The following is an 11381-nucleotide window of genomic DNA, read 5'->3' as shown; positions in this document are numbered from 1 at the left end:
CGCCTTCACGCGGACTTTCACGTTATAATCAATCACGCGCTTGACGGGTACGAGGACCTTCATAAGCGTGGTGCTCCCTTTATTTAATAATCCCTTGCGGGGCTTCGTGGAGTTTCATGGGTAGTGTTACAACGCGGTGATACAGAGAAACAGGGGAAAACCGACCCCCCAGAGCTTCGCTGCGGCATGGGTTGACCATGGCCTCTCCGCGGCATGTTTCATCGGTTGGCGCCAGGAACCCAGAGGATATCTGCGCGCCCCTCATCATTGGCCATGCGCGATGCCGCGAAGAGCCAGTCCGAAAGCCGGTTGAGATATTTGAGGCAATCAGGGGTGAGCGTAGCCTCTGCCATCAGGGCCACGGCTTCGCGTTCTGCGCGGCGCGCGACGGTGCGTGCGTGATGGAGATGTGCAGCGCAGGCCGTGCCTCCGGGGAGGATAAAGCTCTTGAGTGGCTCCAGCACTGCGGTCATCGCGTCGATTTCGGTCTCCAACCTGTCGGTCTGCTGGGCCGTAATGCGCAAAACCTCATATCCCGCCTCGTTGTCCAGCTCGGGGTGAGGGCGGGCCAGATCGGCGCCCAGATCGAAGAGATCATTCTGGATGCGGGCAATCTGCGTCTCAAGCCCGCCCTCTGCATGCAGTCGCGCGAGGCCCAGAACGGCGTTCAGTTCGTCGACCGTGCCGTAGCAGTTCACGCGGGCTGATGATTTGGCAACACGTTGTCCATCAACGAGCGCTGTCTCGCCATCATCACCCGTGCGTGTGTATATTTTATTCAGAACGACCATAAAGTGCCTCTTTTTGATCAAATCCGTAGCGAATCTATACGAGAGATCAGCCCTTGCTTGCAAGCCAGTCCAGAGCGTTAACCGGTAGAATGCGCCGTGCAATTGCCATGATGTGGGTCGGGACAGTGATCGCGTAGCGTGCGCGGGGGCGGGGGCTCTCGAGCGCCTGCAGGATTTTTGCGGTCACGGCCGATGCAGGGAGCTCGAACCGGTCGGGGTCCTTTTTCGGCTCGTAGAGGCGCTTGAGCAGGCTCGCCTCGTATTGCGCGCGTCGGGGCGAGGCACGCCAGTTGATCCAGCGCTCGAAATGCGGGATGGAATTGGCGCGGATGCGCGAAGTGATCGGGCCCGGCTCGATCAGAATGAATTTGATCCCCGTATCCCTCATTTCCTGCCGCATGACATCGGTGAGGCCTTCAAGGGCGAATTTCGTCGAGACATAGGCCGCGCGCCAGCGCACCCCGACCAGCCCCAGCACGGAGGAGCATTGCAGGATCCGGCCTTCGCCATTGCTCCCCTGCTGGCGCATCACCTTGATGGCGCGGCAGGTCAGATCGTGCAGGCCGAAGAGGTTGGTCTCGAAGATCTCGCGCAGGGCGCCCGCGGGCAGGTCCTCGGCCGCGCCGGGGCAGGCGAAGGCTGCATTGTTATAGAGCGCGTCGAGCCGTCCGCCGGTCAGTTCCATCGCCTGTGCGAAGCCGGCGTCGATGGAGGCGGGGTCGGCCATGTCCATCTGCACGCAGCTTAGACCTTCCTGACGCAATCTTTTGCAATCCTCGGTTTTGCGCGCGCTGGCGATGACCTTCCAGCCTGCGGCTGTCAGCCCGTGCGCGGCGTCATAGCCGATACCGGACGAGCAGCCGGTGATGAGGATTGTCTTTGTCATTGCGTGTCTCCCTTGGAAGCTAAGGAGTAGGGACTGGGGAGGCATGGCGCAAGAGAAAGCCGCAGAGAGTATCTGCGGCTTGCGGAGCGGGTCGGGGGAGTAGGAAATGGTCGGGATATCAGTTCGAGGGGCTCAGGAATTTCTTGGAGACCCAGCCATTGACGCCGTCACCCTCGATCCGAATATGCGCCCAATTCCCTTTTTGCGCCACGATCAGGACTTCCTCGCCGCGCGTGACGCCATCTACGCGCTGATAGGAGGTCGCGGGACCCGAGCGCACGTTCAGCGCGGCCGCGGTCACCCGCCAGAGGGCACCGGCAGGTGCAGCTGCGGTCTCGGGCTCGGCGCTGCGGTATTGCGGCGAGCTGCGCAGGGCGGAGGCGTTGGTCACTTTGGGGAAGGTGCGGGTGATGGCTGGCTCTTGCGGTGCCGCGACCGCCGCGTGTGGGGTGGGCGCGGGGGCATCAAGGGATTCGCTATCGGGTAGGGTTGCCGCCGCAGCGGCCGTGATCAGCGTCGCGCGGTTGCTCTCTTCGGTGGCAACGGCTTTCTGGATCAGCACGGGGTTTGTCTGGCTGTCGCTTGCGCTGGCCTGCAGCACGGGTTGTGGTGCGGCCGGATCGTCGTCACGACCAAAAATGACAAGCACCAGAAAAAGTGCGACCAACGTGTTGACGACGAGTTTCAACATGAAAATTTTCCCCTTTCGCCAGAGGGTTATCTACCCTTGGCGAGAATAACGTGCCCGTGAAGCTGTTCGGGGGAGCAACGCGTCAACCCACCGTCGGTTCCGCATCGGCGAAAATTTGCTGCTGGACCGGAGGTCATCACCGCTTTAGAGATTTTTCCCATGAGCGAGCATGATGATGAGATTCCTTCGGCGCTGTCCTCCGAGCCGTTAAGCCGTGCAATCGGCGACCGGTATCTGACCTATGCGCTGTCCACGATCATGCACCGGGCGCTGCCCGATGCACGAGACGGGCTGAAACCCGTGCATCGCCGCATTCTGTATGCGATGCGCGAACTGAAACTGTCCTCCACCGGAGGGTTCCGGAAATCGGCGAAGATTTCCGGTGACGTGATGGGCAACTATCACCCCCATGGCGATGCGGCGATCTATGATGCGATGGCGCGTCTGGCGCAGGATTTCGCCATGCGCTACCCGCTTGTCGATGGCCAGGGGAACTTCGGCAATATCGATGGCGATAACCCCGCTGCCTCGCGCTATACGGAAGCGCGGATGGCCAAGCCCTCGGAAAGCCTTCTTGAAGGGCTGGCCGAGAACGCGGTCGATTTCCGTCCTAATTACGATGGCACGCTGGAAGAGCCGGTGGTGCTACCTGCCGCCTTCCCGAACCTGCTGGCCAATGGTGCCTCGGGGATCGCTGTGGGGATGGCAACCAATATCCCGCCGCATAATCTCGACGAACTGGTCGATGCCTGTCTCGAGATGATCCGCAAGCCGGATATCGAGGATGACCGGCTGGTCGATTACATTCCGGGGCCGGATTTCCCGACGGGCGGCGTGATCGTCGAGCCCAAGGAGCATATCCTGACCGCCTATCGCACGGGGCGCGGCGCGTTCCGGCTGCGGGCCAAATGGGAGGTCGAGGATCTTGGCCGTGGCCAATGGCAGGTGATCGTTACCGAGATCCCCTACCAGGTGCAGAAATCCAAGCTCATCGAGCGTCTGGCCGAAGTCATCCAGACCAAGAAAGTGCCGGCGCTGGCCGATGTGCGCGACGAATCCGCCGAGGATATCCGCATCGTTCTGGAGCCCAAGACCAAGACCGTCGCGCCCGAGTTGCTGATGGGGATGCTGTTCCGGAACTCGGATCTGGAAGTGCGGTTCTCGATGAACATGAATGTGCTGATCGACGGGCGGGTGCCCAAGGTCTGCTCGCTCAAGGAAGTGCTGCGCGCGTTTCTCGACCATCGCCGCGATGTGCTCTGCCGCCGCAGCCAGCACCGTCTGGACAAGATCGCGCACAGGCTCGAGGTGCTCAACGGCTATATCATCGCCTATCTCAACCTCGACCGTGTGATTGGGATCATCCGCACCGAGGACGAGGCCAAGCCCGCGCTCATGCGCGAGAACTGGGCCGTGACCGATGGAGAAGCGGTGTTCCTGACGGAAGTGCAGGCCGAGGCGATCCTGAACATGCGCCTGCGGTCCTTGCGTCGTCTCGAGGAGATGGAGCTGCGGCAGGAACGCGACAACCTTCTGGCCGAACGGGCGGGGCTCGAGGAACTGCTGGGCTCCGAGAAGTTGCAGTGGAAAGCCATCGGCACCGAACTGAAGGACATGCGCAAGCTCTTTGGCAAAGGCACTGCGATCGGCGCGCGCCGCACCCATTTCGGCGCGGCAGGCGAGGTCGAGGAGGTGCCGATCGAGGCGATGATCGAGCGCGAGCCGATCACCGTGATCCTGTCTAAGATGGGCTGGATTCGCGCCATGAAGGGGCATAACGCCCTTGATGCGGAGGTGAAGTTCAAGGACGGTGACGGGCCGCGCTTCGCGCTCCATGCCGAGACCACCGACCGGATCGTTATGCTGGGGGCCAATGGCCGCGCCTATACCGTGCTGGGAGCCAATCTCCCCGGCGGGCGGGGTATGGGCGAGCCTGTCCGCCTGATGGCAGACATCCCGAACGAGGTGGAGATTACCCACGTTCTGGTGCCGAAAGAGGGCGAGAAATATCTGCTGGCCTCATCGGCGGGGGACGGGTTCATCTGTCCTGCCGAAGAACTGATTGCCCAGACCAAGAGCGGCAAGCAGGTGCTCAATGTGAAGGCACCCGATCAGACTGCGGCCTGTAAGCTTGTCGAAGGCGATATGGTTGCCGTGGTGGGCGAGAACCGCAAGGTGCTGGTCTTCCCGATCGGCGAGCTGCCCGAGATGTCCAAGGGCAAGGGCGTGCGGCTGCAGAAATACAAGGATGGCGGCCTGTCCGATATCCGCACATTCAACGCAGCCGACGGTCTGAGCTGGAAGGATCCGGCGGGGCGCACACGGAGCGAGAGCGATCTTTCGGAATGGGCAGCCAAGCGGGCAACTGCGGGCCGTATGGCCCCGCGCGGCTTCCCGCGCGACAACAAGTTCAACTGAGGACATGTCTTGGATGGATGTGGAAAAGGCGGCCTTTCGGGCCGCCCTTTTTATTTGTCGCATAGGTCGGCTCGTCAGGCCGCAACCAGAAGGGGGGCTACGCCCAGCTCTTTATGGACCTTTTCGATGACCGCCTCGGGCAGGCCGAGCGCATCTGCAAACGCTTCGAGATAGGCGATGTCTTTCGGTTGGTCGGGGTCGATGGCCATGACCGACATCGCGTAGGCCTGCGGCTCAAGGCCCGAGGGCACCTTCAGGCTCAGGCGCTCGATGTCGATCGGCGCTTCGAGGATATGTTTCACGAAAGCCCGCTCGTCGCCATGCATGCCGTCGAGCTTGGCCAAAAGCTTGTCGCGCTCGGGCTGGTCGATCACCTCGTCGGCCTTGGCGGCTTGCAGCAATGCCTTCACCAGAACGGCGGCGGCAACGTTCTGGGCGGGCGAAGGCTTTTTCCACGGTTCCGAGCCGCTTGCGAAGGCCGCGTTCAGTTCCTCGCCAAAGGAGCGTTCGGACGTCACGCGCTGCGCCGGCGTCTTGCCAAGGCATTCACTACTGGTGGTCTCGGAGAGCTGCTCGAGAAGCTTGCCCAGACCGCCGCGCTTGCCGCACATGTCACGCGCGAGTTGCGAGATCGCGTCGGACATGCCGCCGCTTCCAGCCGAGCTGGAGCGGTGGCGCACCAGCGAGGCGCTCCGCCCGAGCCGCTCCAGCATGGCACCCATGCTATAGCCACTGAACTGGTAGAGGTGGTTTATTTTGCCACCCAGCAATGCGGCGAGGCGCTCTTCGAAATCGCCCTGCGCATTGCCGTTCAAAAGACCACCCGATCCGCCCAACTCGCCTCTAGCCGCACGGGCAAGGTTCGAGCCGCCTTTCGCTTGGGCGATTCCGAGCGTTACCTTGGCGAGTGTTCCGACGAATGACATGATGGCCTCCTGCAGTGTCACATGTAACGAGTCTATGTCGGGACCTACCAAAAGTCAGCGGGTCGGGTTCCTGCTGAGTGGGTGTGTGGCGCGGCTGCTACGCGGAAAGCTGCCATTTACGGGGTGTTTTTGGCCATTATGCTCAAAGATCAGGCAGCGATGGCCAAATTGGTGGCGTTTACGCCTATGCGTGCGCGCCCGCCCGCGCGCTTTTGTCGCGCCCGCTCTCCAAGCGCTGCCCGGACTCGGTATCCGCGCCCATTCAGGCGCAGGAAAACTATCGGTGAAAGCGACGGGAATCTGCTTATCGCGCTTGATTTTTCTGCTGTAGGGAAATATCTAGCCCGCGATATTGTCACGGGCCTTCAGACGGCCCCCCAAACCAGAGGCGTCCCGCGAGATGGCAAAGGCAAAGTTTGAACGTAACAAACCGCACGTTAACATCGGCACGATCGGCCACGTTGACCACGGCAAAACCACGCTGACCGCAGCAATCACCAAGTATTTCGGTGACTTCAAGGCCTACGACCAGATCGACGGCGCACCGGAAGAAAAAGCACGCGGCATCACCATCTCGACCGCACACGTCGAGTATGAGTCGGAAAACCGCCACTACGCGCACGTCGACTGCCCCGGCCACGCTGACTATGTTAAGAACATGATCACCGGTGCGGCACAGATGGACGGCGCGATCCTCGTTGTGAACGCAGCTGACGGCCCGATGCCGCAGACCCGCGAGCACATCCTGCTCGGCCGTCAGGTCGGCATCCCGACCATGGTTGTTTACCTGAACAAGGTTGACCAGGTTGACGACGAAGAGCTGCTGGATCTGGTCGAGATGGAAGTCCGCGAGCTTCTGTCGTCCTACGACTACCCCGGCGACGATATTCCGATCGTCAAAGGTTCGGCACTTGCAGCCCTCGAAGGCCGCGATCCGGAAATCGGCGAGAACTCGATCCGCGCGCTCATCGCAGCCGTTGACGACTTCATCCCGACCCCGGCACGTGCTGTTGACCAGCCCTTCCTGATGCCGATCGAAGACGTGTTCTCGATCTCGGGCCGTGGTACCGTTGTGACCGGTCGTGTCGAGCGCGGCGTGATCAACGTCGGCGACGAACTCGAAATCGTCGGTATCCGCGACACCAAGAAAACGACCTGCACCGGTGTGGAAATGTTCCGCAAGCTGCTGGATCGTGGTGAAGCAGGCGACAACATCGGCGCCCTGCTTCGCGGTATCGACCGTGAAGGCGTTGAGCGTGGTCAGGTTCTGTGCAAGCCGGGTTCGGTCAAGCCGCACACCAAGTTCGAAGCAGAAGCCTATATCCTCACCAAAGAGGAAGGTGGCCGTCACACGCCGTTCTTCGCGAACTACCGTCCGCAGTTCTACTTCCGTACCACGGACGTCACCGGGACCGTTACGCTGCCGGAAGGCACCGAGATGGTTATGCCGGGCGACAACCTGAAGTTCGAAGTCGAACTGATCGCTCCGATCGCCATGGAAGATGGTCTGCGCTTCGCAATCCGCGAAGGTGGCCGTACCGTTGGTGCAGGCGTTGTGTCGAAAATCCTCGCATAATCCCACGCGGATCATGTGATTTACGGAAGGGCGGCCCAAGGGCCGCCCTTTTGCTATGCGAGGGCAGGGGATTAGTGTTTTTTCCGAGGGGCTTGGCGAAGGCGAAGCGAAACGGAAAAGAATTTCGGCGAATAGCGAGATTCCACGAAATACCCCCTTGCTTTCCGTCCTTGGGGTCTGTATCTCCCGCTCACGGCCTAGGGGTATAGCTCAGTTGGTAGAGCATCGGTCTCCAAAACCGAGGGTCGCGGGTTCGAGTCCCTCTGCCCCTGCCAGTCCTTTCCTTCGATGAAGCGCTCATGTAGGCAGGCTGGTGACGGTCGGCGCTACGGGAACGTAGCGACGCGTGAATGTAGCCCGCCTGTTTCGGGCGACTAGAGGAAGATGGCATAATGGCAAATCCCCTTCGGTTCTTGCAGCAAGTGCGTTCTGAAACGGCCAAGATTTCGTGGCCTTCGCGTCGTGAAGTGGTGCTGACTTCGGTCATGGTGCTCGTGCTGACGGCGCTGACCGCGTTGTTCTTCTCGGGCGTGGATTTCGTGATCCGGCTTGGTGTCGGTCAGCTGATCGGCTGATCCTCCACTCCGGGCGCTATGGGGTTGAAAAGCTCCCGTAGCGTCTGTATGGGAGCATGACTCTCCGGAAAAGGGCGTGCATCGATTCGGATCGTGCGCGCTCGTTTTGTTTCGGTGTCGCGTCTGGGCCAGTTGGCTGGGGCAGGGCAAAATGGGAATTCGCGGCGTTCGAAGCGCCGGTTAAGGAAAAGGCAGGCTCGAGCATGGCGAAGCGTTGGTATTCGGTAATGGTTCTCTCGAATTTCGAGAAGAAGGTTGCCGAGCAGATCCGGCAGTCTGTTGTCGAGAAGGGCCTTGAGGAAGAGATCGAGGAAGTCCTCGTTCCGACCGAAGAAGTGATCGAAGTGCGCCGTGGCAAGAAAGTCACCTCCGAGCGCCGCTTCATGCCGGGCTATGTGCTCGTGCGTATGGATATGACGGATCAGGGCTACCACCTGATCAACTCGACCAACCGGGTGACCGGGTTCCTCGGTCATCAGGGTAAGCCGATGCCGATGTCGGACGCCGAGGTGGACCGGATGCTGAACCGTGGTGGCAGTGCCTCTTCCGAGAAGGCCGAGCCGCGCAGCCTGATCACCTTCGAGGTGGGCGAGAATGTGAATGTGACCGACGGGCCCTTCGAGGGCTTCTCGGGTATGGTCGAGGAAGTTGACGACGCTGCGAGCCGCCTGAAGGTGACGGTCTCGATCTTCGGTCGTCCGACCCCGGTCGAACTGGAATTCACTCAGGTGCAGAAAATCGCCTGAGGGATGTGGGAGGTGTCGGGAATGAGCCCGCGCCGCGACCACTAAACTTGCCCCCGTGGGGCAGAGTGATGAAGGAGAAGCCAAATGGCTAAGAAAGTGATTGGGCAGCTGAAGCTGCAAATCGCAGCGGGTTCCGCGAACCCGTCCCCGCCCGTCGGCCCGGCACTGGGTCAGCGCGGCATCAACATCATGGAATTCTGCAAGGCGTTCAACGCCAAGACGCAGGAAATGGACAAGCAGGCGAAGATCCCGACGGTCATCACCTACTATGCCGACAAGTCGTTCACCTTCGAAGTGAAACAACCGACTGCGTCCTTCTTCATCAAGCAAGCCGCTGGCCTGAAGCCGGTTGGCAAGCGTAACCGCCCGAAGGGTTCGGTTGCACCGGGTCGTGAAGTTGCTGGCACCATCACCGCCGCACAAGTGCGCGCGATTGCTGAAGCAAAAATGTCTGATCTGAACGCCAACGACATCGAAGGCGCGATGAACATCATCCTCGGCTCCGCGAAGTCGATCGGTATCGAGGTGAAAGGCTAAGTCATGGCAAAGCTCGGTAAACGCACCAAAGCCGCTCGCGAAGCATTCGCAGGCAAAGAACTGATCTCGGTTGAAGACGCCGTTGCACTGGTGAAAGCCAATGCAAAAGCGAAATTCGACGAGACGCTCGAAATCGCTCTGAACCTCGGCGTTGACCCGCGTCACGCAGACCAGATGGTCCGCGGCGTGGTCTCGCTGCCGAACGGCACCGGTAAAACGGTCCGTGTTGCTGTCTTCGCTCGCGGCCCGAAAGCCGACGAAGCCAAAGCAGCTGGCGCGGATATCGTTGGCGCAGAAGACCTGATGGAAACCATCCAGTCGGGCAAGATCGAATTCGATCGCTGCATCGCGACCCCGGATATGATGCCGATCGTCGGTCGTCTGGGCAAGATCCTCGGCCCGCGCAACCTCATGCCGAACCCCAAAGTCGGCACCGTGACCATGGACGTGAAAGCGGCCGTGGAAGCAGCCAAGGGCGGCGAAGTCCAGTTCAAAGTCGAGAAAGCCGGTGTAATCCACGGCGGTATCGGCAAGATCTCCTTCACCGAAGAGCAACTGGCCCAGAACGTTCGTGCATTCGTCGAGGCAGTTGCCAAAGCGAAGCCCGCGGGCGCCAAAGGCAACTACATGAAGAAAGTCTCGATCTCCTCGACCATGGGTCCGGGCGTATCGGTAGACCTCGCTTCGGCAACCGGCAACTGAGCCCGGGTTGCATCGGATAGGGAAGGGCGGTCCTCGGGCCGCCCTTTCTATTTGAAAACATCCGTGAGCTGAGAAATTAAGGCTTCACAAAAGCTGCGTTCAGGTGTAGGAACGCAGCCTGTTGCACCGCTGACCGCTTGGTCAAGGTGGAACGATTCGTCCGAGACGGTGGGTGAGGCGCGAGCCTGGTAAATCCTGCCTGAGGCGGGAAGGACAGATTTCCTAGGTGCTTTGCATGAAGCCCCAAAGGTGATCTTGGACGGACCGTTGCGGACCCCGAGTCGGGGCAAGTGCCCCGGCAAAATGAGCCGGAGGGTCAAACCTCCCAACTTGGAGTGTAACTGTGGATAGAGCCCAGAAAGAGAAAGTGGTCGAGGAACTCGGCCAGATCTTCGAAAGCTCTGGCGTCGTGGTGGTTGCCCACTACGAAGGCCTGACGGTTGCTGAAATGCAGGACCTGCGCGCGAAAATGCGTGAAGCGGGCGGGTCTGTGCGCGTTGCCAAGAACAAGCTCGCCAAGATCGCCCTTGCGGACAAGCCGTGCGAAAGCATCGCTCAGTACCTCACGGGCATGACGGTGCTCTCCTATTCCGAAGATCCGGTCGCTGCGGCGAAAGTGGTCGTGGAATACGCCAAGAAGAACGAGAAACTCTCGATCCTCGGCGGCGCAATGGGGAATGATGCACTTGACGTCGCCGGTGTTAAAGCCGTGGCAGCCATGCCGTCGCGTGAAGAGCTTATCGCTCAGATCGTTTCGTGCCTGGGTGCACCCGCTTCGAACATCGCCGGTGCCATTGGCGCGCCTGCTTCGAACATCGCGGGCATTCTCTCGACCATCGAAGAGAAAGCTGCGTAAGCAAACTGTTATGGCCTTCGTCGTGGCTTGAAGTCCGACGTTGGAAACCAAACCCTAATCTTAGGAACTGAGTAAAATGGCTGATCTGAAAAAACTCGCCGAAGAAATCGTTGCTCTCACGCTGCTGGAAGCACAAGAGCTGAAAACCATCCTGAAAGACGAGTACGGCATCGAGCCGGCAGCCGGTGGCGCCGTCATGATGGCTGGCCCGGCAGCAGCTGCTGAAGCAGCTGAAGAGAAAACCGAATTCGACGTGATCCTCGTCGATGCAGGCGACAAGAAAATCAACGTCATCAAAGAAGTCCGCGGCATCACCGGCCTCGGCCTGAAAGAAGCCAAAGACCTCGTTGAGGCCGGCGGTAAAGTCAAAGAAGGCGCTGCAAAAGCAGAAGCCGAAGAAATCAAGAAAAAGCTCGAAGAAGCAGGCGCAAAGATCGAACTCAAGTAATTGGGTTCGGTGCGCACGCATCGAGTTTGAGATTGGGCTGGGTCCGGAGTTTCCGGGCCCAGCCGAACCTGTCTCGGAGAGGGCTTTTTGATAAAGCGCTCTCCAAGGCGGCGTTCGCGGCTCGGGAGCTGACCGGTGGGACGGTCGGCAGGTATGGAGCCGCCCCCCTTATCGCCAGGCGCGCACCATGGGCCCCGACATAGTGCCGCACGCGAAAAGACGAAAGGTG

The 11381-nt window shown here is 60.3% G+C and carries 12 protein-coding genes and 1 tRNA gene; 9 read left to right on the top strand and 4 right to left on the bottom strand.

From position 1 onward, the window contains the following. Positions 1-218: 218 nt before the first annotated feature. From VSX56_RS16425 to VSX56_RS16415, 3 genes are all read right to left on the bottom strand, one after another. The gene (locus VSX56_RS16425) at positions 219-791 is read right to left on the bottom strand and encodes a cob(I)yrinic acid a,c-diamide adenosyltransferase (RefSeq protein ID WP_339114349.1); all 573 of its coding nucleotides are present in this window, start codon (positions 789-791) and stop codon (positions 219-221) included. A 46-nt stretch (positions 792-837) separates the two neighbouring features. Next, positions 838-1677, bottom strand: coding sequence for an SDR family NAD(P)-dependent oxidoreductase (locus VSX56_RS16420; RefSeq protein ID WP_350938643.1), 840 nt, complete (start codon positions 1675-1677; stop codon positions 838-840). Between the two features lie 118 nt (positions 1678-1795). Then, positions 1796-2368 (bottom strand): SH3 domain-containing protein, encoded by a 573-nt coding sequence (locus tag VSX56_RS16415; protein WP_339114351.1) that lies wholly within the window; start codon positions 2366-2368, stop codon positions 1796-1798. A gap of 159 nt (positions 2369-2527) precedes the next feature. Here VSX56_RS16415 and parC point away from each other — a divergent pair, with 159 nt between their 5' ends. Next, entirely contained in the window at positions 2528-4786 is a 2259-nt protein-coding gene (gene parC, locus VSX56_RS16410) for a DNA topoisomerase IV subunit A (protein WP_350938641.1), read from the top strand. A gap of 74 nt (positions 4787-4860) precedes the next feature. Here the strand turns inward: parC and VSX56_RS16405 are convergent, their stop codons facing one another. Then, the gene (locus VSX56_RS16405; protein WP_350938639.1) at positions 4861-5712 is read right to left on the bottom strand and encodes a DUF533 domain-containing protein; all 852 of its coding nucleotides are present in this window, start codon (positions 5710-5712) and stop codon (positions 4861-4863) included. Between the two features lie 400 nt (positions 5713-6112). On the opposite strand from VSX56_RS16405, the gene tuf reads away from it, so the two are divergent. From tuf to rplL, 8 genes are all read left to right on the top strand, one after another. Then, positions 6113-7288, top strand: a complete 1176-nt coding sequence (tuf, locus tag VSX56_RS16400) for an elongation factor Tu (protein ID WP_339114354.1) — start codon at positions 6113-6115, stop codon at positions 7286-7288. A gap of 199 nt (positions 7289-7487) precedes the next feature. Continuing rightward, positions 7488-7563 (top strand) — tRNA-Trp (locus VSX56_RS16395). 117 nt (positions 7564-7680) lie between these two features. Then, positions 7681-7863 (top strand): preprotein translocase subunit SecE, encoded by a 183-nt coding sequence (secE, locus tag VSX56_RS16390; RefSeq protein ID WP_339114355.1) that lies wholly within the window; start codon positions 7681-7683, stop codon positions 7861-7863. Between the two features lie 203 nt (positions 7864-8066). Continuing rightward, on the top strand, positions 8067-8609 hold the full coding sequence (gene nusG, locus VSX56_RS16385; protein ID WP_339114356.1) for a transcription termination/antitermination protein NusG: 543 nt from the start codon (positions 8067-8069) through the stop codon (positions 8607-8609). 84 nt (positions 8610-8693) lie between these two features. After that, positions 8694-9146 (top strand): 50S ribosomal protein L11, encoded by a 453-nt coding sequence (gene rplK, locus VSX56_RS16380; protein ID WP_339114357.1) that lies wholly within the window; start codon positions 8694-8696, stop codon positions 9144-9146. Positions 9147-9149: 3 nt separating this feature from the next. Further along, positions 9150-9848 (top strand): 50S ribosomal protein L1, encoded by a 699-nt coding sequence (rplA, locus tag VSX56_RS16375; protein ID WP_339114358.1) that lies wholly within the window; start codon positions 9150-9152, stop codon positions 9846-9848. A 343-nt stretch (positions 9849-10191) separates the two neighbouring features. After that, positions 10192-10704: a 50S ribosomal protein L10 gene (rplJ, locus tag VSX56_RS16370; RefSeq protein WP_339114359.1), complete on the top strand. Its 513-nt coding sequence runs from the start codon at positions 10192-10194 to the stop codon at positions 10702-10704. Between the two features lie 76 nt (positions 10705-10780). Then, complete coding sequence (gene rplL / locus VSX56_RS16365; protein WP_339114360.1) at positions 10781-11152, top strand: 50S ribosomal protein L7/L12; 372 nt, start codon at positions 10781-10783, stop codon at positions 11150-11152. Positions 11153-11381 lie beyond the last annotated feature (229 nt).

This window comes from Thioclava kandeliae (assembly GCF_040297545.1).
GTDB classification, from domain to species: Bacteria; Pseudomonadota; Alphaproteobacteria; order Rhodobacterales; family Rhodobacteraceae; genus Thioclava; species Thioclava kandeliae.
The sequence above is the reverse complement of the archived record's forward strand: the minus strand, read 5'-3'. Positions and strand labels throughout refer to the sequence as shown.